This window comes from Aeromonas sp. A04 (assembly GCF_047780465.1).
Classification (GTDB): domain Bacteria; phylum Pseudomonadota; class Gammaproteobacteria; order Enterobacterales; family Aeromonadaceae; genus Aeromonas; species Aeromonas bestiarum.
In genome coordinates this window covers 1,534,285-1,557,817 of sequence record NZ_JBLNHP010000001.1, presented here as the reverse complement: position 1 = coordinate 1,557,817, position 23,533 = coordinate 1,534,285, and the positions used below count along the sequence as shown (strand labels likewise).

Sequence of the window (23,533 nt, the reverse complement as noted above, 5' to 3'; positions counted from 1 at the left end):
TATATAAAAGCGGGCCTGCAATGGGCCAGAAACAGCTGGTAACAATTAACTCATGCTGTCATCTTAGGTAATGTGGTAAATATTTATAACCCCCCAGATTCTTGTTTTTCCAAATTACATCATCTCTGACATTTTGGTTGTATCAATATGAATATTACTGTATTTGGAAGTGGCTACGTGGGCCTGGTCCAGGCCACAGTACTGGCCGATGTCGGCCACCAGGTTATCTGTGTCGATGTCGATGAACAGAAGGTGGCTGAATTGATGGCCGGCCAGGTTCCCATCTATGAACCCGGGCTGGAAGCCCTGCTTCAGCGCAATATCAAGAGCGGTGCCTTGGTGTTTACCACGGATGCCGTGCTGGCCGTCAAACACGGCGAGGTGCAATTTCTGGCGGTCGGCACGCCGCCGGGGGACGATGGTTCCGCCGATCTGCGCCATGTGCTGGCGGTGGCCGAAACCATAGCCCTGCATCGCGATACCCCCGTCGTCATAGTCAACAAGTCGACCGTGCCGGTGGGCACAGCCGACAAGGTGACGGCCAGGGTGAATGCCATCTTGCAGCAGCGAGATGTTTCCTTTGCCTTCGATGTGGTCTCCAACCCCGAGTTTTTGAAGGAGGGCTCCGCCATCCAAGATTGCCTGCGGCCGGATCGCATCGTGGTGGGCACTGCCAACGAGGCCTCTCGCCAGCTGATGCGCGAGCTTTACGAGCCGTTCAACCGCAACCATGACCGCATTCTGTTCATGGATGTGCGCAGCGCCGAGCTGACCAAGTACGCCGCCAACTGCATGCTGGCTACCAAAATCAGCTTCATCAACGAGATGGCCGGACTGGCCGAGCGGGTCGGTGCCGACATCGAGATGGTGCGCCAGGGCATAGGTTCGGATCAGCGTATCGGCTATCAGTTCATCTACCCTGGTTGTGGCTATGGTGGCTCCTGTTTTCCCAAGGATGTCAAAGCTTTGCTGGCAACGGCCCAGGAGCTGGAGTACGACACGCCGCTGATCCGGGCGGTGGAACGGGTCAATGAGCAGCAAAAATCGCGGCTTTTTCAGCTGCTGTCAGAGTTCTTCCGATCCGAAGGGGAGACCCTGTCCGGCAAGATAATCGCCCTGTGGGGGTTGGCGTTCAAGCCCAATACCGATGACATGCGCGAGGCGCCGAGCCGGGCCCTGATGGAGGCGCTCTGGCAAGCCGGTGCCACTGTGCAGGCCTATGATCCCGAGGCCATGCAGGAGGCCCAGCACCTCTATGGCAACTGTGACAACCTGAGGCTGATGGGCACCAAGGAGGCCGCCCTGTTCGGTGCGGATGCCCTGGTGATCTGCACCGAGTGGAACCACTTCAAGGCCCCCAACTTCGTCGCCATCAAGCAGGCGCTGACATGGCCGCTGATCGTGGATGGTCGCAACCTGTTTGATCCGGGTCGCATGAAGGAGCATGGTTTTCATTACTACGGCATTGGTCGCGGCGAGTCGGTAACGAAATAAGGGATGGGTGCGCCGATATGAGCGCCCGCCATTGCATCGCACGCCTGTGATTTACCTATCATCAGGACTCTGCTTGCCATCGATTGCAAATATGGGGGCTGGTGGTGCCGGGCCAGCCATAGATGGACATGAACCCTGTATTGATATGGGGGAATTGTCTTGTCATATTGCGGCAATATTGTGATGAGATTCTCTGTTTCTTAATTATATTTCCGCTATGGATTTTCCCGCCCAGCCGGGAAACATGAACACCCGTTTATATCAGCGTGAACGACATCTATTTTTATTTGGTGTGATCAAGGCTGGCTCTCTATTCATTCAAAATAGAACCGGGATCGCTGAATAAATTCCGCCGCCCAGGCACATAATTTGCCCCAAATGGCCCTCCGATGACTCGGCGGGCCATTTTTATATCCGGGAAATGCGCGGCTCCTGGGCGGGAACTGTCGGGTTCGTGGTGCCATCCTGCTGGTCGCGCTGGCAAGACCCAGATTGGGATGGAAATGGCAGGGCTATTCCGGTATATCGTCCACCGGAGCGCTGCTGAGGGTGGCCTTTGACACTATGTTCACGCTCTCGTGCAGCTCGCTGTAGACGATCACGGCCAGGCCTTGTTGCAACTGTTGTCTGACATCGTCGACCTTGTCAGCCAGACTGACATCATGCTCACCGTACTCGGTGCCTTCCCGCAGTACGAAGTGCTCGAGCAGGCTGTTGAGGGTATCGGAGTCCAAGTCTTGCCAGGGGATAATCATGGGTTCATCTTCAGTTACCAGAGAGTGGATATTGTCTATCTGTTGCCAGCAAGCGCAAGGGATTTATGGGGCTGTCAGCGGGTGTGCACATGCTGTCTGATGAACAACGCCGCCTCTCCACCCACTTCGATCAGCACCTGTGCGAGTCACGCCGTCTGGCCCTGAGCAAGGGGTTGCACTGGTTCTGGGCCGTCAACCAGCTGGCGATCCTGTTCCTGCTTGCCCGCTTCTATGTCTATCGCGATGCCCATCTGGTGATCGCCCGCGTGCTGCCCTGGAGTTACGAGGTGCAGGTTATCCTGATGACCCTGGTCTGCCTGCTGTTTCCGCTGTTCTGGCGCTGGCTGTCCCATCAACCCCTGACTGTCTGGCCGCCCTGTCTGCGGGCTGGCGCCCTGCTGTGGGGGATAGCCTGGGCGCTGCTCGGCTACGCCATCGCCCTGATCGAGCTGAGGGGAGGCTTCAGTCTGGCCTTCGATCTCATCAGCCTGCTGCTGATGGCGGCGCTGGTGGCCCTCTATTGCGAGGTGAGGCTGTTTTACTGTTTCAGTGTGCCTCCCCTGCTTTTCTTGTTGCTGGAGGCCTTGTTCGTCAAGGTTCCTTTCCCTGCGGTGCACTGGCTGGCGGTAGGCTGCCTCATCATCATGCTGGAGACGGGGCGCCGCATGCTGAACGGCTGGTTTGTGCTGGCGGTGTCTCGCGAGCATGAGAACCTGGCGCTGGCTCGTCAGCTCGATGGCATGGCCAAGCAGGATCCCCTGACCGGCTTGGCCAACCGGCGTCACTTTGCCAAGGTCAGCGAGCAGATCCTGGCCGAGGCGCAGCAGCGGCATGGCGAGTTTGCCATCCTGCTGCTGGATGTGGATTTCTTCAAACGTTTCAACGACCACTACGGTCATCTGCAGGGGGACAACTGCCTGATCGCGGTCGCCGATTGCCTGCGGGAGGCGGTGCGGCAGCCGGCCGATGTGGTGGCTCGCTATGGCGGGGAGGAGTTCGTGATCCTGCTGCCCGGCGCCGACGACGGGATCGCCGGACAGATTGCCGGGCGCATCGCCGCGGCCCTGGCCGTGCGCGCCATTCCCCATGCCCTGTCGGAGGTCTCTCCCTGCGTGACTGTGAGTCAGGGCATAGCCCTGTGGCGGGGGCAGGAGTCGGTCGCCGACATGCTGGTGCGGGCCGACGAGGCGCTTTATCGGGTCAAGGAGACGGGGCGCAACGGCTACCTGCTCGCCCCCTGAGTCTGCTCCTTCACCCACTGGCTGATACGCTCCTCCAGCCAGAAGCGGGGGCGCCAGGGCGTGCCGTGCAGGAAGCCCACATGGCCGCCCCGTCGGCTCAACTCGTAACGCACCATGGGTGAGAGCTGCTCCGGCCGCGGGATCACGGCTTCTGTCATGAAGGGATCGTCGGCGGCATGGATCACCAGGGTGGGAATGGGGATGCGGGCCAGCAGCCCCAGGCCGGAGCAGCGCTGGTAGTAATGGTCGGCGCTGGCAAAGCCGTGCAGCGGCGCCGTGACCTGCTCGTCGAAGTCGCGCAGGGTGGCAATCTGTTGCACCTGCTGTGGCTGCCAGCGTTTGCCAGCCTCGGCCTGGTGCCGGATCTTGTTTTGCAGGTTGTCGCGCATGGTGCGCAGCAGATAGCTCTGATACACCCGGGAGAAGCCCTGATTGACCCGATCGGCGCAGCTGTCCAGCCGCAGCGGTGCCGAGATCACCACGGCCGCCTGCAGCTCACGGGGGCAGGCCCGCGCCAGCAGATTGACCAGCATGTTGCCCCCCAGCGAATAACCGATGGCGATCAGTGGCTTGCCAGGAAAGCGCCGGCCCAGTTCAGCGATCAGCGCCTGTGCATCCTCGATGGCGCCGGAGTGATAAGCCTGCAGCAGGCGGTTCGGCTCGCCGCTGCAGCCACGAAAATGCATCAGCACGGCTTCGTCCCCCTGTCGTTGCAGATGGGCGAACAACCCCTTGGCATAGTGGGAGTGGATGCTCCCCTCCAGCCCGTGAAACAACACCATCAGTGGCCGCGCGTTCTGGCTGATGTCGCCGCTCCAGGCAAGATCGACGAAATCCCCGTCCGCCAGTTCGAAACGCTCGGCCACGAAGCGGGCCGGCGCCCGTCGCAGCCACTTTGGCAATATGGTTTGCAGATGGGGATTGCGCGCCCACCAGGGGGCGTGGAAGTGACTCTCTATGAGCATGATGGGGTCCGAAACAGGCATCAGGGCAGTCAAAAAGTGCGGCGAGAAGGGGGGCTTCTCGCCGGCTTGTCAGGCCAGCAGGCTGTCGTGGTGCTCGGCACCGCGCAGCATGGCCTGGATCAGTTCGTTGGCCTCAAACTTGGTCAGCGCCTCGTGGGCGCCCACCTGGTGGGCCCGCTCCACGCTGATCTCGCTGGAGAGCGAGGTGTGCAATATGATGTAGGCCCCCGCCAGCGTCGCGTCGCTCTGTACCTCGAAGGCCAGCTCGTAGCCGTCGAGCCCCGGCATCTCGATATCGCTCACCAGGATATCTATGGGGGTCTTCTGGCTGGCGCGAGCCTGCATCAGGGCCAGCGCATCCTTGCCGTTGGTGCACACCTCGTAGGGGATGTTGATGTAGTCCAGCGCCGCCATCAGCTGGCGGCGGGCGACGGAGGAGTCGTCCACCAGCAGGATCCGCATCGGCTTGATCCGCTCACGCTGCACGTCGGTCAGCACAGGATAGAGGTGGCTGGGATCGTCCGGGTAGACCCGCGACAGTATCAGCTCCACGTCCAGCAGCTGGATCAGCTGGTCGTTGACCCGGGTCACCCCGGTCACGAACACGTTATGGCCGAGCGCGGCGGGCGGGGATTCGATGTCGCGCCAGTTGCACTCGGTGATCTTGTCGATGCCGCGCACCAGAAAGCCCACCAGGGTACGGCGGCAGTCGGTGATGATGATGAAGCAGTTCGGCATCTCCTCCTTGCTGATCGGGCGATAGCCCACCGCCATGGCCATGTCGATCACCGGGATTGTGGTGCCCCGCATGCTGGCTGCGCCGAGCACGGTCGGGTGTGAGTGCGGCATGGCCGTGAGCTGGGTGTAAGGCACTATCTCCTTCACCTTGAGGGTGCCGATGGCGAAGGATTGTTTGGCCGAGAGATGAAACAGCAACATGCCCTGGGATTGGTTGGCTTTGCTTTTCATGGCAGATGTCCTGTGAGTCAAAACGGTATCAGTCAATTCAGGCCCCTAGCATAAAGGATTATAGGAGAAATGACCCTCCCGTTATTAGCGGCCGTTTGCCGCAAAACTGGACTCATTTCCCCCATTTTTCGCCTGGCCGGCCCGGTTTTCGGCCCGCCGGGTCAGGCGGCTTGCTGTGCATCCAGGTTGGCGCCAAGCCAGCGTTGGCAGGCCTGGGCGAGGGCCTCTTCATCCCGGTAGCCGAGCTTGCTCACCACCTGTGCCCGCTTGCTGCCGCTCTTGAGCAGGCGTACCGCCTGCAGCAGCTGCCACTGGGCGCTCAGGGTATCGGCCGCGAGGCCAGGATCCGTGATCCCGCGCTGGGAGAGACAGGCCTGCCAGGCGGCGTCACTGCCCGCTTGCTGGCTGATCAATGCGCGCCAGGCGCCTTGCAGCGGCTGATCCGCGTGTTGCGACAGAGGGCAGGCCTGCAACTCGTCGAGCATCACCTGCAGGCGATGACCATAGGCCCCTTGCCAGTCGCGGGGACGCTGCCACTGGGCCAGGCTGTCGAACAGGGCATCCAGCAGCGGGGTGGGTTGCAACCAGCCCGCCTGGGCTGGCTGGGCAACCCGCAGGGAACAGGTCAGCAGATCATGGTGGCAGCCCGCCAGCGGGCTGAAGGCGGCGAGGGCATCGGCGCAGAGCCAGAAGCTGTTGCCCGCCGTCAGCAGCAATTCATGCTGGCCGAGTCGCAGCAGTGCCGCGCCCCGGGTTATCCGCAGCAACTGGCCCACCGGCGTGCGTTTGCGGCCGCCGACTTGCAGGTACGGAGAGGAAAAATGCTGGCATTCGATGGCGTGATGCATGTAAAAACCCTGATATGATGCTGCCTGGAGGTAACAAGAATGGAAACCAGACGTAAAAAACGCTTCATTGCCGGTGCGGTTTGTCCGGCGTGCGGCAAAATGGACACCATGATGCTGTATATGGAGCATGGAGTCGAGAAGGTGACCTGTGTCGACTGCGGTGATACCCAGGTGCAGACCCAGGCCGAGGTGGACAAGGTGACCCGGGAGACGGAACAGGTGATAGGCGTGTTTCGTCCCGAATGAGGGTCCCACCGCAATACCCGGGGGCGAGGTGCGGGTCAGGCCCATGCCGCTTCACATTGATGACTTTTTCATCACGACTGAGCCGGACCTGCCATATGCTTGGCCGCCTTTTTGAGGTATTCTGGGCCCGTTTTTTTCTATCCGCAGGATCCCTGACATGAAAGTAGCTCCCCTGAGCGTGGTTACGCTGGAATACACAGTCACCGACGAACACGGTGAAGTCATCGACACCACTGTCGGTAAAGAGCCTCTGGTGTATCTGCACGGTACCCGTTATCTGGTCTCCGGCCTCGAAGCCGAGCTGGAAGGCCGTAGTGTGGGCGAGGCGTTCGACGTCACGCTGGCACCGACCCAGGCCTATGGCGAATACGACGAAAGCCTGGTGCAAGAAGTACCTGGCGAGCTGTTTGACGGCATGGAAGTGTCTGAAGGGGATACTTTTGTGGCCGAGACTGACGATGGCCACCGCCCTGTGACCGTCATCGAAGTGTCCGAAGAGTTCGTCAAGGTGGATGGCAACCATCCGCTGGCTGGCGTGACCCTGGGCTTCAAGGTCGAGATCAAGGACGTGCGTGCCGCCACGGCCGAAGAGCTGGCTCACGGCCACGTTCACGGTGCCGGTGGTTGCGGTCACGATCATGGTCATGACCACGACCACGGTCACGACCATGAGCACGGCGGTTGCTGCGGCGGTGGCCATGGCCACGATCACGGTCATGACCACGGCGACGAGCAGGGTCATGGCGGTTGCTGCGGTGGCGGCGGCTGCGGTGGCAAGGGTCACCAGCACTGATCTGTGCCCTGGGCATAGCCCGATAAAAAAAACCGCGCCTGGCTTATATATAGTGCCATAAAGTGTGTACTTATAAGAAAGAGGCAGAGAAATCTGCCTCTTTTTTGACATCTGGAGAATGAGGACTAATAGTGTAAATAGAGTACGTTGTACAATGGAGAATCCAAGTGGTTACATCTGTTAGTGTCAGAGCCACAATCATTGACGACAACACTGGGATCAAGACCCAGTTGCCCATTGTATTGACTGAAGAGGGTGAGTTATCAATAGTCACTGAGTACCTTCTGAAAAGACGTGCAGAGGGGGCTAGTGACTCAACACTCCGCCGTTGTGTTCAATCTGTATGCCTACTCATAGATTACTTGGATGCTAATCACGCTTGTTTTAGTGATCCGAAAAGGTTGTTTCAGTCCTTCGTGCAGCGTCTCTATGGAGGGACTATTGGTAGTGAGAGCGGATTAGATCCATCAGGTTTATATTGGGTTCCATCATCTGAGGCGACTACCGACAAACTGGTTCTCAGCCTAGTCAAATTGAGTGATTGGATCGCTAATAAATTGGGAGTTGAACCCCTAAATCCATTATGTAATGCCACTTCTCACGAACAGAGACTCAATTACGCTGCGTGGTTTCGGCGCAATCAAAATGACTATCTCGGCCATATTAAAGATAAAAGCCAAGAACCGGTTGTGAAAAGAGCGCGCACTCTAAGACAACGCCATTCACGCAATTCCTTCCATTCAAATGAAGATACCCCCGCCTTCCCTGAAAAGGAATGGCCTCAATTCTTCAAATCTGGAATCGGAGAGACGAAAGACCCTCGTGTTGCATTGAGAGATAAACTGGTCTTATTACTAATGCATGGAGGTGGTCTACGTGAGAGCGAGGCACTAACCCTTTGGGTTACTGACGTTTTTGAAAACCCTGAAGAGCCTGACTCTTCTATTGTTAGAATACATCATGAGATTGATGGTACGGCACCTAATGACTGGAAAAGCCGCCGGGGTGTATGTACTCGTCAGGCATATTTACAGGAGGAATTTTCTCGTGTTCCTCGGATCAATATGGTGGGAACACAACATCTGGGGTGGAAATCACGGATATTTGACAATAGTGATGATAGGTACATTCAAGTTCAATGGTTTCCTACTGTGTATGGGAAATTATTTATGATGTTATGGAGGGATTATTTAAAATATCGTGCCAGTATCCCATGCGAGCACCCCTATGCATTCATCTCATTTCATACTAAAACTCTGGGTACGCCATATACGCTAAACGCATTTAATTGCAACTATCGAGCAGGCTTAGGCCGAATTGGGCTAGCACCAAACAAAACACATGGGCTTAGCCCGCACGGACATAGGCATAATTACGGCAGACGACTTAAGCAGGCTAAATTAGGTCCGTTGATGATAAAGCGTTGTATGCACCATTCCAGCCTGGACTCTCAATTAATTTATACCCAGGAAAGCCAGCGTGCTATATCCCTCGCACTAAATGAGGCATCTCAACAGTTAGAGAATACTGAAAGTAGCGAACAGCCATTAAGCTGGAAATCATTGCTCCAATACGGTTTTGAAGACATAGACCCACAGGGATATTTTAGTGGAAAGAGCCCTCTTTTGAGGAGTAGATAATGGGCACAAAAAAAGGACAAAAAAAGATGGTCGAAGCACGGACATAAAATTCAGTTGGTTAACAAAAACGATGGGGATTGAGTACAAATGGTGGCAAGGACTAGCCTCCAAATGGATGGAGAAACAGGAAGTTTCTATCAGTGATAAACTTTCTGCTTTAAGTTGGCTTTTCACGGCTTATATACCTAACTGCGCACCATATGCATCCTCAGATATTCTTAGCTTTTTTAGCGGGAGAAATTGGCACATTAGCTCTGCTGATGAAATGCAGCGTTATCTAAAAGAAAATGGCGTGATTGACAGTAATGAAATTACTAGGCGAATAAATATTTGCTGTGATTTTATTGATTCAGTTATTTTACAGAGCTTTAGTGAACTAGATGATTACAATAATATCTGCCCAGTGGTTAACAACCCACTAAACAAACTTAGATATTCAAAGCAAAGAAATGAAACAGTTCGCATACCGCTTCCTTATCGATATATTCAAGAGCTTCGCCAGATAATTTGCCCAGTACCCAAAAGTCGTGAGCCAAAGCAATCAGGCCTACAAAATGACGCTCACTTTCCACCATATAGACAATGCCATTTCAGGGATTGGAAATGGGCACAAGAAAATACAGGTAATTCTGTACTCATCAATTCAGCTACTCGATGAATGATGCTAGGAGCTACGCCAGCCACGATCCATAGATGCGCCCCTAATGAGTCAATCGGTATGCTAAGGGAGCTAAAGACATCATTGGCAGAAGCTACTGTCTCGCCAGGATGATAAGCAGCATAGGACATAGTGACATCTCCACTGAAATTGCAATACGCGATTACCTCATCCTATCTGTTCAGTGCGGCGGTGGCGATGTGTCTGAGAACAATGTTGGATGAGGCACTGGATGCAGAGGTTGAAGAGCCCCATTCGGGCAATACCAACTTTTTCGTGAATCTCTGGGCATAATTCTATCTGAGGTCTTTATGAGGCCCTTCTTATGATGTATTGACTATGTTCTAACCATCATACTAGCTAGCGCCGCATACAGAGGATGACGTCATGAGTAAAGAACCGTCCGCACATGAACTGAAACAGACGTGGGAACTACCTGCTCACGCAAAAATGCTGGGGTGGCTACTGCATGACCCCTACAAGGACGAGTTTCTGGTTAAGTACACATCAAACTCTGATATGGCGGGTATGTGGTGGGGGTTGAGCCCTGAAACAGCAAAAGCCTTCAAAACGCTAAAGAAGGCAACTGCCGTCCTCGAATCATTGGATCTTGCAGGGCGAGCTGTTGCTGCCCCAGCTTTTGATATTGGAAAGCAGATCATCGTTCTGACGGATGATATTGGTGTTGAAAATCCGCTGAGAAAAGTGACTCGTTTAATGCAAGAAGCTGAGCGTGATGATGCTAATAACTAAACATCCGGTCGAGAGAAACATCAATGGCTATCAATTTTGATTATCGTTGTGGAATCTTAGAGGCAGCCGACACAAAAACTGGCCGAGAATGGTGTTGGTACAGGGGGGATCCCGAGGTTACCAGAACTGAAAATGGCGAGTTATTGAGTTCGATATGTGTTCCCATCGGAGCCACTGTTGTTGAGGTGAAAACCCTTATTCGCATGGATACCAAAAAGTAACCAAAAACAGGTTGCACCATATATAGTCAGTCCGCGTATGATAACTCCTATTCTCATCAGATTAGGAACTTAGCATGCTCGTAAAAGAAATTGTGCCAACAGAACAGGTAGTTGACATTCTCTGTGATGTCTGTGGTTGTAGTACAAAAACGAATTTTGGAACCAATCAATACGGCTCGTTATCGGCGGATTTTGGCTATGGTTCCCGTCACGATGGTGAGCGTTATCAGGTGCATCTTTGTGAAATGTGTTTTTTCGGTATACTCGCAACAATGAGGGAGATGCATCGCGGAAATCATATGTTTGACGATGACTATGAGGCTGCAAACCCAGATACATTTGGGCGTGATGAATCTAATAGGGAGATCATATAAATTATATGTTCTCCTAATCTAGTTTGTGTGGAGAGAAATATTTCTTATCATCGACTCATTCTGTGAGCCAATGATATTCTCCAATCGGCTCATTTCGTGAGCCGATCAAGATCGTTCATCGGCTCATCTGGTGAGGTGGTCTCAACGCTCACTACCACCTAGATTTAATTTTTGGCTACATAGTTTCATAGCAGGTTGGAGCTAGGCCACTAAACATCTCCAAACACCATTTAGCTCACGATTTTTAAAATATGCTATTTTTCGAATCCTCTTGGTGCCAAAAACAGTGGTGCTAATGCTGGGGTTGAGAGATAATTTCACTGATATAAAAATGTGATACATGAGGATAAAAATGAACGATTTTTTAAAAACTTTGTTGAATATCCGTAGTCTGCGAGCTGCATTGCGTGAGTTGTCATTTGAGCAACTGGTCGAAGTTAAAGAAAAATTGGATGAGGTTTTTGCTGAGCGTGAGCAGCACGAGACCAAATTGAGAGAGGAATCTGCCGAGCGCCTGCAAAAATTGGCTGAGTTTACCGAGATGCTGAAAGAAGCGGGCATCGATCCGAGCGAGCTGGTTGGTACTGCGGCTCCGGCGAAGGCTGACGGTTCAGCTAAAGCCAAGCGCGCTCCTCGTCCTGCAAAATACAAATACACCGAGGATGGTCAGGTGAAGACCTGGACTGGTCAGGGTCGCATGCCTAAGGCCATCGCGGCAGCGGTTGAGGGTGGCAAGGATCTGGAAGATTTCCTGATTTAATGTTTAGAGCCCATGCAGTATTGCGTGGGCTTTTCATTTCTGTTTTTTAGTAGGAACATGTATGGGGAGGAAATTAGAAGACATCATCTCGTCTGAATCATCAGTGGTTTTCATACTATTCCAAGATGTTCAAGGAGTTCAATTAGCCATTTTTTGCAACGGTTTATATTGTGATATCAAATCTAGTTATATTAAACTCAGAGCCATTATATTTTTACAGCATTAATGATGGTAATTTAAAATAAGCAAGATTAAGATAGTTTTATCTTGAAATAGTCTGTTGTTTTATGCTTGTAGTTTTTCCTTAGAAATCTCCAATGATGTTTTCTATAAAAACTAACCGCCCTTTTATTAGTATTGCTGACGGATAAAACAGCTTGGTGACATCCTGCCTCCAAGAGTTTATTAAGGATGAATCCATGCAATTCATCCGCTAAGCCAGAACCTCTAAACTGTGGCTCTATATAAATTAGATAAATATATCCAACATTCATCTTTTCCCAAGTCGAGCAAAACTCTAACTGTCCAACTATTTGATCGTTTAACCATACGTGATAATAATGAAACCCAGGTGTTTTTAACCTCATTTTAATGCGATTCTTATATCCACATATTATTTTATCAAAACCTATTAAGTTGCCAAAGCTGCAATAAAAGGACTCTCGCCTTGCTTTTACGCAAAAATGATAATTGTTATCCAAATTTATTTCTTTAATAATCATTTTTGATCCTAAAAATTGAGAAATTCAGATAACATCAGATTGTTAAACTTTATGATGTAGACCCAATAATTTTGCCAAACACGCTACCGAGCATAAGACCAGTTCCCCCTGCATAATTTTTAATGTGCACCCCCCCCATGCATTCGCCACAAGCATATAAATTTCGCACAAAGTTACCATTTATCAACCTAACGTTGCCATGCTTATTAACTTCCATTCCACCATATGTAAATGTTAGGCCTGTTTGAATTGGTGCAACGTAAAATGGATTGCCATCAAATGGCTCAGCCCAGTTTGACTTGTTGACATCTAGGCCAATAGTGTTGTTTCCGTCCAGAGAATTAATGTCTATTGGGTTGGATATGTGCTTAAGCGAGTCATTAAATTTTACTAGTGTAGTGGCAAGCCCATCTTTTGATATTCCTAACTTTTTTGAAAGTGACTCTAATGATCTTGACGAAAACAATCCACCTTGTACAAAATAACCATTGCTCAATTTATTTATATGCTTTTTATCCAAGATTTGAAAGGCTATTTCACCATCTTGTTCAACGATGAGTTCACCAATCTTTGAATAAATAAAGTTAGGATAGTCTCCGCCTTCGTCAAAGAAACGTTCACCATACTTATTCACTGTTATGCCTAAGTTAAAGAGATATCTAGAACTGTTTTGGCTATCATCATTATCGCCAGGGAGCCGATGTTTTTTTATATTAGCACCTTGAGGTGTTGCGTGACAGCCCCCAAAACCAGAAGATAAACTTATACCATTTCTGAGTGCAATATCATGCCAATCACCTGTATTGAATGGAACGCCTCGTAGAGGAACATTACCCCATTTATCTCCCAGATATTTTCTAACTAGTTTTTTATTTGCTTGATATCCACCACAAGCAATAACAAGACTCTTTATGTATGAAGTAAAAATTTTACCGTCATATTCAATCGTAATATCGGATACAACATCATCATCCAAGTGGAAGTCAATGAGAGCACAATTGTATAAAAAATTAACGCCCAGTTTCTTACATAAACTAAAATTAATTGCTTGTAAGCCAGCACCACGCCCCTTAATCCTAACAGGTACAGAGCGAGGAAGAATATTCCCACTATCTTTATAAATCCACTGGTGACCTAGCCTGCGCATCCACTTTATGGTGCTAAGAGAATTCTCTACTAAGGTCTTTGATAATTCAATTGATGACTGATGGTCATTAACTTTCATGATATCGTTTAAAAAGTCAAACTCCGAGTAAGGCTGGTACTTTTCCTTCAGCTCTTTTGTCTTCTCTGAGCATTTGTCATTATCATCAATCAAATCCAGTAGCTCATCTACACTCTGATGAGAAAATCTAAAATTCATTGTCAGAGAACTATTCCCTCCCTTATAAATTTCCTTCGCCTTTTCAATAACCAACACTCGCTTTCCCATTTCAGCTGCGGCAATGGCGCACGTTAGACCAGCATTCCCAGCCCCAGCGATGATAACATCATAGCTTTCTAATCTCATTACCCCCCCCTAATTACTTATAATTGTTAATCTCTTTTCACTACAATGCAAGTATATGTATAAGAGAGAAAAGAGCGAAATAATTGTGGACATAATATAAGTATATTGATATCCGAAAGATGTAAATAACCCCCCTCCCATAATCGCGCCAATTACACCCGCGATTGAAACCAGCATTTTTCTTGTCGCACCGACAATTTTCCATTCATTCTCAGATGAGATTTCCTGAAACATATCCTGCCATAATCCAATACAGAATGAGTGTAATAAGTTAAAAGCAGAAAATATTATCATGTATGCATATACTGAATCTGCAAATATGGATGCAAAGAACAATGAAAAATATATAAACCTAAATGCCGGAGCCTTAGAGAATGAAATTCCAGACTTACTGGTAGTAATTGATAGTAGTAGTGAGCCAGCAATGGCGCCAACGGATGATAAAAGATAAAATGTAGTTAAATTTGATTCAGTTCCTTGGAAATGCCCGAGTATCGCGACTATAGTAGTGCAATTGAAAATATTAAGAGATATAGACATTAAAAAATGTGATATCGTTAAATTCTTAAACCTACTAGTCAATAATATGGATATGCTAGTCTTCCGAGGTACACCATTATATTTATGCTCCAGTTTTAAAGGGGCAATGAGAATTAGCAACGTAGATATAATGTAAAGAAACGAAACTGTGGCAAAAAAAACATTTTTACTAGTGCTTGCTAGTAATGGTATACTTATATATAGGCCTATCATTGAGCCAATGTTGCTTAGGGATTTTATTTGCCCAATAATGCTTTGTCGATTAACCTGTACGTTTTTACACAAGAAACCAATAAGACTCTCCGTGTAAGAGCTTTTTATGGTGGATAGAAATGACTCAACGATAGTAATGCAAAAAACCAATATGAAACCATCCTCAACAAAAATATACAATGAAATTATGCATAGTCCAGTTGTGCATTCGGATATTGCTATATAATATTTATCACTTATTCTCAAGCTTAAATAACTTACAATAGCTGTCGCAATGTATGTGCTGATCAATGCGATTGCAAATTGTGAGGCGGTGTATATAGCTGAGCCAGACTCAATATATATTATATATGGCATGGAAATCTTCATCATACTTGATGCAGCATTTCCAAAAAATGAATGACCATATATTAATGTTCTTGGCATTCTAACAGAATGGGTCATGGAGAATATGCCCTCGCTCTTGCCTACAACACTCTTTGCTTAGCGCATTATGTAAAAATGATTTCGTTATAAAGAATCCTTCTTCATCCCGTACGATAGCATAGCTCGCATCATTTAAACTGAAGCCAAATGCATGTAGTTGTGACTCAATATCTAGTTTTTTAAATATAACTGAACCATCATTAAAATGTACCTTTAGATCGAAATGTTCATTTATGATTTTAGCGTCCAATCCAACCAAGCGTTTAATATTCTCTGCCGATGATTTTCGAACACCTTTAAGGTTATGTAACTCTCCATTATAATAGTTATTAATTAGCATGAACGCTTCATTTCTTGACTTCTCTATAGATTTTTCCATCTCATCAGAAATGGCGGAACCAGAGAAAAACATTGTGTTATCATTATTCCTTAGCACCGATATACAGAAGTTACTGGGTACAGCGGTACTATATGAGCTTATTGTTAATCCATCACCTGCTGGCTCATTGATCTGAATAGGATGTAATATAAGATCCCCATACCACATTGAAGATAGAATATGACGTTCTAATACTTCATAGAGGCCATGCTCTTTTGCCTCGCAGATTGATTTATGGCATGACAATCCAGTTGCACCTATATCACTGACTCCACGTAATGATATGTCCTCTCTGTTAACATGACCGATTTTAATATTATTAGAGTACCGATATAAATTATAAGTTGAAGTGTGCATTAATATATCACAACAAAATATCCGTTCTAAAACTTCATACTTGGAAGATTGCACTGCACGATTAATATCTTTAGATACGGAATGCCCATAAAAAACCTCGCATTTATCCTTGTAGTGTAACTTAACACCTGTAACTGCACATTTAAGATGAGGGTTTAATATATGAGAATATACGAAAGTCCTCAAATTAATATTGTTTATACAATCTTCATAGCTTGCTATAATGTGCGGTTTCATCTAATGTCCTTATGATTCCTTTTCCTATTTCGCTGAATGAAGCCATTGGGTGTTTCAACGATTCTTTACCTATATCATATTGTAATTTACATAATTGTAATCTGTCCCTAAATCTCTTATGCATTTTTGCTTTTGTGGATATCAAATAAAAAGCCATTATCATTCTAGATAACACAAAAGTTGCATGAAAAATGCCCTTCATGGGCCTGAGGTCATTTCTAATTGGAGCTTTAAATACTTTCTCTTCTGCGCTGTTCAGAACAATCTTATCCATTAAGAAAAGATGCTCAAGACGAATATGAGATGTTTCATGTACTATGTGTTCAATCCAGTATCCTACTTGATCATCTTCCTGCTCAGGAACTCTAATCCACATAGCTCCAAGAACTCTTGCGGATGTATCCCCTCTTAAAACCTCCCCCTTAAACAACTTAATATGGGTGACAAAGCTATCTATCTCTTGATGAAGCTCAGGGACATATTTTTGAATTATTTCAATAGCCTTAATTATATTGTTTTTATGATAGTAAAGTTCATATTCATCTATAGGGAGTACTACAGTTGTGTTTCCACAGATGTCTTTTTGATCATATTCTCTGAGGTGAGCAACGTATTCGTCCTCCCAGTCCTCGGACAAAATGGAAGTTATTGACATATCGATATTTGACTGTTTCGATATGATAGAGTCATATAATTTAGCGAGATTGATTTTTAAATCTTTAATTATTCCATATTTAACTGATTCTTGAACCTCACGGAAATACAAATATATACTAGGATGGAATTTCTTACTGTTATCGAGGCTAGTTACTTTTTTTTTAAAATCTTGAAGATCAACTTTTAAGTTCTTTTCTATACATATCAAATAATCTGTAACAATAGACTTAAAATTCTGATTTGATTTTATAATAGTGTTTTTTGATGCATTTTCGCTAGGCACTGATGTATATATAGTCATGTCTTGTCGGCTTCTATTAATGATAAGTCTAACTGTAACTTGATTTGTTTAAGATTGGTCTGACCAAGTAATTATCTGGTTGCCATGCATTATTAATATCACTTACAAGGTGTAGCGGTATCAGATGTAGATTATTAATCTGAGAAAGATGGGTAAAGTGCTTTACCCATCTCAATTACTAATGAATTAATCTTCTTGCATGCCACCAGGACCGATAGCTTCATGTTCCGGGATTGACTCAAAAGTCACAACTTCAACATCATCAACTACGTCAAAATTCAAAAAATCCATATCACTCTCTCCAGTTAACTTTGTTTAAACATTAAGTGCTGTAATGAGATGCAAAAGCTAAACATTTTTGCAACGACGAGGATGGTTCCATTTGGGGGTGCTCTTGTCAATGGCCTGATAATATATTTACGTGACGTTCGTCACAAAAGCAAAGATTCAAATGATCCCCACACTGTTGCGGTGAACCTTTCCCAAGAATGTTGAATCGCCCCTATTTCTTTCCTAGACACCTCAAGAACCTCAAACTGAAGTCATTCAGGAGGTATTATGAGCAAGCGGCAACATTACATAGACGAGTCCAAACTAGCCGCTGTCAAGCAGGTGACTGAGCGCAATTATCCTGTGGCAGAGATTGCCGAGCAAATTGGTGCTTCAAACTACAGCCATTACACCTAGCTCAAGCGTGATAGCCAAACTCGAAGCGCAGCCAGCAGCCTCAATGCCGAGCTGCGCGCGCCACCTATGAGCGAGATATCTTAAAAAAGGCCGTTCGCGTACTTTGCAAGCAGTCTGGATAAGTTACGCCTTCTTCCCTGAGCACGTATCCACACATCCCATCCACAGACTGTGCCGGATGATGAATTTTCATCAGAGCGGGTAGTATGCTTGGCTACGCCAGCCTTTATCTGCCCGAGTTCAGGAAAACCAATCTCTTCTTTGCCAGATCAGGCTATGTTGCCTAGAAAGCGGCTGTGTCAATGGCTATCGCAAGATCTGAGATGACCTGCTAGACATGTGGTAAACACTATGTGGCGCGATTAATGCTGCATGATAGGTTACCGACTATTCCCCCCGTCCAAACAATTACTGTGGCCGCCCAACGCTGGTTGCACCGAATCATCTAGAACGCCAGCTCGACGTGACCGTGTCAAATACAGTCTGGGTAACTGACACCACCTATATTCACCCTCATGAGGCTTATATCTATCTTGCTGCTTTTTCTCACAGCAAGTAATTGATTGACCGATGGGGCAACGGATCAACCGAGATCTAGCTGTCAGCACATAACTAATGGCTGGGCGGCGATCGCGGTCAGAGTATGAAGTGCTGGTTCATTCCGTTCAAGGAGGTCGGTTTAGCGCTATATTTATAGTAGTTTTTTTTGCAGGAACATCGGGTTTGAGCAAACGTGGTAATTATCATGCCAATACAGTGGCAGATAATTTCTTCTAGCACCTAAAACGCGAGCGTATCCGTTGTAAAATCTATGTGGATAGCAAGGAAGTTCGGCAGGATATGTTCGATTACATAAAATAGTGTACAATCCCAAACGCCGACAAAGCTTCAACAATGTGCTATCGCCAGTAAAGAGTGAAATGAAATATTTCAAACAGCTCAATAATGTCTAGATATGTTGGGCAACTTCAGCTTTTAAAAAATGAAAATAATTTTTGGCTAAAAACTTTAGGGCAGCAAGTCTCGAATGTCACACCCCAGTACCCTAGCAAGGCGATAAGCCTTATCTAAAGTGACATTCACCTCACCACGTTCAATCCTTCCTACATAGCTTCTATCAATCTCGGCCACATGTGCGAGCGCATCTTGTGATACACCCAATTGAAGCCGTCTATCACGTACAGCATCACCAAATTTTTTTGCTAGATCTTGCATGTCTCGCCTCTCTCAGGCGAGCACTATCTCTGGTTGTCTGGCTTACGGCCACGGACTATAATCCGCAAATTGATTTAGATTCCTACAAATTATTGTCGTTCGAGACTGAGGATTACTTATGAGCTCCCAGACTGTGTGGCTTCCAACCGCACTCTACACAGCACTCATTCGATTGCAGTTGAACGATTTCACTGCACAGGAGTGCGTAAGCGCTGTATTTGGTGACAAGATTGAACACCTGTCACAACAGAGACGCTATGGACTCATATATCGCAATCTGAACAAGCTAGTCGATATGGGTCTTTTGAATAGGCGAAGTATTGGAAGGAAATGGTTTCGCCCAAATTACGTCAAAACACCGTTGTTTGATGAGGTTACCTTTCGGGAATACCTATTAGATCCAGAGGTTCCAGTGACTCAGGTCGAGCAAAAGGCAGTCGTGGAAGTGAGGAATGAAGGGCTAAAGGAGCTGGATGATCTAGAGGCCAAGGCACGCGCTTATCGATTTGAGATCCAGGAATACCAGGCCACGTTCACCGAATACAGTGAGCTGCGAGCAGACTTCCCCGCGCTACAAACGACCATCGAGAATGTGCTTAGGCACTCCTGTAAGGAATATCGCGTCTTACGAGGCCGGTTGGCAGCCGTGGAGGAGGTGATGAGGGCGTTGGGTAAATAAAATTTTTCAGTGCTTTTCGAAAGCACATGGCAATTTAAGTACAAAAAAATCGTACACACTAAAATACATAGTGTGTACGATTTGAATTTAGTAAAAAACCTTTCAAATATAGTTAGTTAACTACTAATTTAATGAAAATACATGGTTTTTACTATAAATAAGCCCACGCGGGTTTTTTTATGGCCGGGTGGCGAGGCGCGTTGCGGCTCAGTAGTGCGGGGGCGGCGTCTCTTCGGCCATGCTGGCGATCTGGCTCGGCTGCACGCTCTGCAGCTTGTCCACCAGCAGCTGGATCTGATGCTTGAGTCGATCCAGCTCGCGGCCCTGGGTGGTGACCTCGTCGTTGAGCTGCTCCACCGTGTATTCGGCGAAGGCGAGGCGGCTTTCCAGGGTTTCGAGGCGATCGTTAAGTTGCTGACTCATGGGCCTTTGGGTCCTTACTTGATAGTCCAGATTTCGGCCAGGCCACTGGAGCTGGCGCTGACAAGGTGGCTATTGTCGCGCAAAGCCACGCCGTAGACCACTGCGCTCGGCGGTTTCACCCTGGGATGGGGCGAGACGCGCCAGCTTTGCAGCAGGCTGCCATCGCTCACCCGCCACAGGGAGAGCTGACGGGAGGGAGCGCCCGTGATAAGCCAGTTGCCGTCGTTGGCAAAGCGCGCCGTGGTGTAAACCTCGAAGCGGTGATCAAACTGCAGCCGGCTCACCTCCTTGCCGGTTTTCAGATCCCAGATGCTGGCTTGGCGGCTGTCGGCGGTGAAGGCGAAACGGCCCTGTGGATCCAGCCTCGCCATCACCACCCGGCCGGCGTGGTTGAATCGCCACACCACCTGGCCGGAGCGGGTATCCCACAGATAGGCGCTGTAGTCGTTGCCGCCGGTGAGGGCGTAGCGGCCATTGGCGGAGAGATCCACCGTATTGACCTGCTCGGTGTGACCGAGGAACTGCAGCCTGCGGCCGGTGCGGGTATCGACCAGCTCCGCCTTGCCATCTTCGCGGCCGATCAGCACCTGACGGCCATCGGCCGACAGGGCTATGTCCCTCAGCCTGGATTCAGGAAGCGAATAGTAGCCTTGGGATTGACCATCTTGCAGGCGCCAGATGGCGAAGGTATCCAGGGTGGCGGTCACGGCATGGCTGTTGTCTGCCGAGAAGCGGGTGATGATGACGAAGTTGTCCTGATTGTCGGACTGGCGCCAGCGCCAGCGCTCCTTGCCCTGTTCCAGGTCCCACACCACTGTGCCCTGGCTCAGGCTGGAGACGATGGCCTGCTTGCCGTCGCTGGCGAGATCGGCGCTCAGCAGTCCCTGGTTGGCGAGGGTGACTTGTCGATCCGGCAGTGAGCTCTGTTCGCAACCTGTCAGTATCAGGCAAATACCGATGAGATAAATGGCACTTTTTATCATTTTTCCTGTCTCATGCTTTCGTTACCTGCGATCACGGCGTTAGTATAAGGCGCTTATCACGATAAACCTCTCATTTCACGAAGGAACCGAGAGCGGTATTTAGAGTTTTGGAGAAACTGATGAACAATTTTCTGAAGGTGTCCCTGTTGGCTGCGGCAGTTGCCGTGAGTCTGACTGCTTGCCAAAAAGACGAGAAGACTGCTGCGAATACCGCAGAGGTCAAGGCAGAAGCCAGCAAGCCGGCAGAGGCCCCCAAGGCTGATGCCAAGAGCTTTGAAGAGCAATCCGGCTATGCAATTGGCCTCTCCATGGGTCGTTATATCGCCAATACCCTGGAACGTCAGCAGGAACTCGGCATCAAACTGGACAACGGCGTCATCCTCAAGGGTGTGACCGATGGCCTGGGCAAAGAAGCCAAGATGACTGACGAGGAAATCCAGAAGGTTCTGCAGCAGTACGATGCCAAGATCAACGAGTTGACCAAGGCCAAGGCTGACAAGGATGCCGTGGATAACCAGAAGAAGGGTGAAGAGTACCTGGCTGCCAACGCCAAGAAAGAAGGCGTGAAGAGCACCGAATCCGGCCTGCAATACCAGGTCGAGAAGATGGGTACCGGCGCCAAGCCGAAGGCTACCGACATCGTCAAGGTTCACTACACCGGCACCCTGACCGACGGCACCAAGTTCGACAGCTCCGTCGATCGCGGCGAGCCGGCCACCTTCCCGCTCAACCAGGTGATCCCGGGCTGGACCGAAGGCGTGCAGCTGATGCCGGTGGGTTCCAAGTTCAAGTTCTTCCTGCCGTCCAAGCTGGCCTATGGCGAGCACGGTGCAGGCTCCATCCCGGCCAATGCCGTGCTGGTGTTCGATGTTGAGCTGCTGGCGATCGAGAAGCCGGCTGCCGATGGCGACAACGCCAAGAAGTAAGCGCTCATCGTTGAAAAAACGGCTCCTTAGGGAGCCGTTTTTACTTGTATCTCCCCGCGAATGGCGGGATAAAAGAGAGAGTCGCCAACTGTGCTAACATGGCGTACAAGACCCGAAATAGACAACAAAATCAATTGCAAGGATGGCTCCCGTGGCTGAAAGCAAACCTCGAGTCCTGTTGGTGGAAGATACCCGCAGTCTGGCGGTGGTCTATGAACAGTATCTGGCCCAGGATGGCTATGAGGTAGTGCTGGCCGATTGTGGTCAGCAGGCGTTGGCGCAGCTGCTGACCAGCCCGCCGCCCGTGGTGCTGCTTGACCTCGAACTGCCCGATATGTCCGGCATGGACATTCTGCAGCAGATCACCGAGCAGCAACTGCCCTGCTCGGTGGTGGTGATCACTGCCCACGGCTCGGTGGACGTGGCGGTGGAGGCGATGCGCCTCGGCGCCTTCGACTTCCTGACCAAGCCGTTCGACGGCAAACGGCTGTGCGCCACCGCCCGCAATGCCCTCAAGCATCAGCAGCTGAGTTCGCTGGTAGCCCAGTACCGGGAGAACTTCGAGCGCAGCTCGTTCGCCGGTTTCATCGGTGCCTCCATGCCGATGCAGGCCGTCTATCGCATCATAGAGAGCGCGGCGCCGAGCAAGGCGACCGTGTTCATCACGGGGGAGAGCGGCACCGGCAAGGAGGTGTGCGCCGAGGCCATTCACCAGTGCAGTCCCCGCAGCGAACAGCCCTTCATCGCGCTCAACTGCGCCGCCATTCCCCACGACCTGATGGAGAGCGAGATCTTCGGTCACGTGAAGGGCTCCTTTACCGGCGCGCAGGGGGATCGCAAGGGGGCGGCCAGTCTGGCGGACGGTGGCACCCTGTTTCTGGACGAGATCTGCGAGATGGATCTCGACCTGCAGAGCAAGCTGCTGCGCTTCATCCAGACCGGCACCCTGCAGCGGGTCGGCAGCGGCAAGCTGGAGACGGTGGACGTGCGCTTCGTCTGCGCCACCAACCGGGATCCCCTGGTGGAGGTGAAGGCGGGGCGTTTTCGCGAGGATCTCTACTACCGGTTGCACGTGATCCCCCTCAGCCTGCCGCCGCTGCGCGAGCGGGGCGAAGATATACTGCTGCTGGCCCGCAACCTGCTGCAGAGCTACGCCAGGGAAGAGAACAAGCGCTTCAAGGATTTCGATGCCGAGGCGGCGCGGGTGCTGCTCGATTACCCCTGGCCCGGCAACGTGCGCGAGCTGCAAAACGTGGTGCGCAATATTGTGGTGCTCAACGATCGCGAGCTGGTGAGCCCGGACATATTGCCGCCGCCGCTCAGCGGCCGCAGGGGCCTGACGGCGGCCATGGCGCCAGCCAGCACGGCCAGCGGCAGCGCCGCACCTTTGCTCAATACGCCGATCCGCCCGCTCTGGCTGGTGGAGAAGGAGACCATAGAGCAGGCCATCGCCAGCTGTGACGGCAATATCCCCAAGGCGGCGGCCCTGCTGGAGATCAGCCCATCCACCATCTATCGCAAGAAGCAGAGCTGGGAAGAGGCTAGCCTGGTTTGAATGGCG

General features: G+C 49.8%; 24 protein-coding genes and 1 pseudogene. 14 read left to right on the top strand and 11 right to left on the bottom strand.

Annotated elements, in window-relative coordinates:
• The first annotated feature begins 147 nt into the window (after positions 1-147).
• Complete coding sequence (locus ACM3N8_RS07130; protein WP_416015783.1) at positions 148-1,494, top strand: UDP-glucose dehydrogenase family protein; 1,347 nt, start codon at positions 148-150, stop codon at positions 1,492-1,494.
• Positions 1,495-2,006: 512 nt separating this feature from the next.
• Here the strand turns inward: ACM3N8_RS07130 and ACM3N8_RS07125 are convergent.
• The gene (locus tag ACM3N8_RS07125; RefSeq protein WP_042870108.1) at positions 2,007-2,249 is read right to left on the bottom strand and encodes a YheU family protein; all 243 of its coding nucleotides are present in this window, start codon (positions 2,247-2,249) and stop codon (positions 2,007-2,009) included.
• An 89-nt stretch (positions 2,250-2,338) separates the two neighbouring features.
• Here ACM3N8_RS07125 and ACM3N8_RS07120 point away from each other — a divergent pair, with 89 nt between their 5' ends.
• A complete protein-coding gene (locus tag ACM3N8_RS07120; RefSeq protein WP_416015781.1) occupies positions 2,339-3,490 on the top strand; it encodes a membrane-associated sensor domain-containing protein in 1,152 nt (383 codons plus the stop codon).
• Here the strand turns inward: ACM3N8_RS07120 and ACM3N8_RS07115 are convergent.
• The 3 genes from ACM3N8_RS07115 to ACM3N8_RS07105 form a co-directional block, all read right to left on the bottom strand.
• Positions 3,472-4,455: a hydrolase gene (locus tag ACM3N8_RS07115; protein ID WP_241279966.1), complete on the bottom strand. Its 984-nt coding sequence runs from the start codon at positions 4,453-4,455 to the stop codon at positions 3,472-3,474. The two genes, ACM3N8_RS07120 and ACM3N8_RS07115, sit on opposite strands and share 19 nt — an antisense overlap.
• A gap of 69 nt (positions 4,456-4,524) precedes the next feature.
• Positions 4,525-5,424: a chemotaxis protein gene (locus ACM3N8_RS07110; protein WP_042870112.1), complete on the bottom strand. Its 900-nt coding sequence runs from the start codon at positions 5,422-5,424 to the stop codon at positions 4,525-4,527.
• A 161-nt stretch (positions 5,425-5,585) separates the two neighbouring features.
• Positions 5,586-6,272 carry a hypothetical protein gene (locus ACM3N8_RS07105; protein WP_416015779.1) on the bottom strand — a complete coding sequence of 229 codons (687 nt, stop codon included), beginning with the start codon at positions 6,270-6,272 and terminating at the stop codon, positions 5,586-5,588.
• 39 nt (positions 6,273-6,311) lie between these two features.
• Here ACM3N8_RS07105 and ACM3N8_RS07100 point away from each other — a divergent pair, with 39 nt between their 5' ends.
• The 7 genes from ACM3N8_RS07100 (at position 6,312) to ACM3N8_RS07070 (ending at position 11,717) form a co-directional block, all read left to right on the top strand.
• Positions 6,312-6,518, top strand: a complete 207-nt coding sequence (locus tag ACM3N8_RS07100) for a YheV family putative zinc ribbon protein (protein WP_042035019.1) — start codon at positions 6,312-6,314, stop codon at positions 6,516-6,518.
• A 157-nt stretch (positions 6,519-6,675) separates the two neighbouring features.
• Entirely contained in the window at positions 6,676-7,311 is a 636-nt protein-coding gene (locus tag ACM3N8_RS07095; RefSeq protein WP_241279964.1) for an FKBP-type peptidyl-prolyl cis-trans isomerase, read from the top strand.
• Between the two features lie 167 nt (positions 7,312-7,478).
• On the top strand, positions 7,479-8,951 hold the full coding sequence (gene gmtY, locus ACM3N8_RS07090; protein WP_416015776.1) for a gamma-mobile-trio recombinase GmtY: 1,473 nt from the start codon (positions 7,479-7,481) through the stop codon (positions 8,949-8,951).
• A gap of 115 nt (positions 8,952-9,066) precedes the next feature.
• Positions 9,067-9,609: a VPA1269 family protein gene (locus tag ACM3N8_RS07085; protein ID WP_290019529.1), complete on the top strand. Its 543-nt coding sequence runs from the start codon at positions 9,067-9,069 to the stop codon at positions 9,607-9,609.
• Positions 9,610-9,996: 387 nt separating this feature from the next.
• Positions 9,997-10,362 carry a hypothetical protein gene (locus ACM3N8_RS07080; protein ID WP_416015774.1) on the top strand — a complete coding sequence of 122 codons (366 nt, stop codon included), beginning with the start codon at positions 9,997-9,999 and terminating at the stop codon, positions 10,360-10,362.
• Between the two features lie 295 nt (positions 10,363-10,657).
• Complete coding sequence (locus ACM3N8_RS07075; protein ID WP_290019527.1) at positions 10,658-10,957, top strand: hypothetical protein; 300 nt, start codon at positions 10,658-10,660, stop codon at positions 10,955-10,957.
• A 352-nt stretch (positions 10,958-11,309) separates the two neighbouring features.
• Positions 11,310-11,717, top strand: a complete 408-nt coding sequence (locus ACM3N8_RS07070) for an H-NS family nucleoid-associated regulatory protein (RefSeq protein ID WP_290019526.1) — start codon at positions 11,310-11,312, stop codon at positions 11,715-11,717.
• A gap of 251 nt (positions 11,718-11,968) precedes the next feature.
• Here the strand turns inward: ACM3N8_RS07070 and ACM3N8_RS07065 are convergent, their stop codons facing one another.
• Together ACM3N8_RS07065 and tcuA are read right to left on the bottom strand one after the other, a co-directional pair.
• A complete protein-coding gene (locus ACM3N8_RS07065; protein WP_290019525.1) occupies positions 11,969-12,439 on the bottom strand; it encodes a GNAT family N-acetyltransferase in 471 nt (156 codons plus the stop codon).
• A 49-nt stretch (positions 12,440-12,488) separates the two neighbouring features.
• Positions 12,489-13,949, bottom strand: a complete 1,461-nt coding sequence (gene tcuA, locus ACM3N8_RS07060; protein ID WP_290019524.1) for an FAD-dependent tricarballylate dehydrogenase TcuA — start codon at positions 13,947-13,949, stop codon at positions 12,489-12,491.
• Positions 13,950-14,241: 292 nt separating this feature from the next.
• Between tcuA and ACM3N8_RS07055 the strand changes: the two genes are divergently transcribed.
• A complete protein-coding gene (locus tag ACM3N8_RS07055) occupies positions 14,242-14,400 on the top strand; it encodes a hypothetical protein (protein ID WP_290019523.1) in 159 nt (52 codons plus the stop codon).
• A gap of 729 nt (positions 14,401-15,129) precedes the next feature.
• On the opposite strand, the gene ACM3N8_RS07050 is transcribed toward ACM3N8_RS07055, so the two are convergent.
• Both ACM3N8_RS07050 and ACM3N8_RS07045 read right to left on the bottom strand, forming a co-directional pair.
• Complete coding sequence (locus ACM3N8_RS07050; protein WP_290019522.1) at positions 15,130-16,101, bottom strand: hypothetical protein; 972 nt, start codon at positions 16,099-16,101, stop codon at positions 15,130-15,132.
• Entirely contained in the window at positions 16,073-17,059 is a 987-nt protein-coding gene (locus ACM3N8_RS07045) for an aKG-HExxH-type peptide beta-hydroxylase (protein WP_290019521.1), read from the bottom strand. Before ACM3N8_RS07045 ends, ACM3N8_RS07050 begins: the two co-directional genes overlap by 29 nt.
• A 558-nt stretch (positions 17,060-17,617) precedes the next feature.
• On the opposite strand from ACM3N8_RS07045, the pseudogene ACM3N8_RS07040 reads away from it, so the two are divergent.
• Positions 17,618-18,699, top strand: a pseudogene (locus ACM3N8_RS07040) (IS3 family transposase).
• Positions 18,700-18,754: 55 nt separating this feature from the next.
• On the opposite strand, the gene ACM3N8_RS07035 reads toward ACM3N8_RS07040, so the two are convergent.
• On the bottom strand, positions 18,755-18,961 hold the full coding sequence (locus ACM3N8_RS07035; RefSeq protein WP_139396431.1) for a helix-turn-helix domain-containing protein: 207 nt from the start codon (positions 18,959-18,961) through the stop codon (positions 18,755-18,757).
• Between the two features lie 118 nt (positions 18,962-19,079).
• Between ACM3N8_RS07035 and ACM3N8_RS07030 the strand changes: the two genes are divergently transcribed.
• Positions 19,080-19,640: a hypothetical protein gene (locus tag ACM3N8_RS07030; RefSeq protein ID WP_290019520.1), complete on the top strand. Its 561-nt coding sequence runs from the start codon at positions 19,080-19,082 to the stop codon at positions 19,638-19,640.
• Between the two features lie 207 nt (positions 19,641-19,847).
• Here the strand turns inward: ACM3N8_RS07030 and ACM3N8_RS07025 are convergent, their stop codons facing one another.
• Positions 19,848-20,063: a SlyX family protein gene (locus tag ACM3N8_RS07025; RefSeq protein ID WP_011704936.1), complete on the bottom strand. Its 216-nt coding sequence runs from the start codon at positions 20,061-20,063 to the stop codon at positions 19,848-19,850.
• 14 nt (positions 20,064-20,077) lie between these two features.
• Complete coding sequence (locus ACM3N8_RS07020) at positions 20,078-21,046, bottom strand: WD40 repeat domain-containing protein (protein ID WP_043135080.1); 969 nt, start codon at positions 21,044-21,046, stop codon at positions 20,078-20,080.
• 119 nt (positions 21,047-21,165) lie between these two features.
• Here ACM3N8_RS07020 and fkpA point away from each other — a divergent pair, with 119 nt between their 5' ends.
• Both fkpA and ACM3N8_RS07010 read left to right on the top strand, forming a co-directional pair.
• Positions 21,166-21,972: an FKBP-type peptidyl-prolyl cis-trans isomerase gene (gene fkpA / locus ACM3N8_RS07015; RefSeq protein ID WP_043554684.1), complete on the top strand. Its 807-nt coding sequence runs from the start codon at positions 21,166-21,168 to the stop codon at positions 21,970-21,972.
• 151 nt (positions 21,973-22,123) lie between these two features.
• Complete coding sequence (locus tag ACM3N8_RS07010) at positions 22,124-23,527, top strand: sigma-54-dependent transcriptional regulator (protein ID WP_241279963.1); 1,404 nt, start codon at positions 22,124-22,126, stop codon at positions 23,525-23,527.
• Positions 23,528-23,533: the final 6 nt, after the last annotated feature.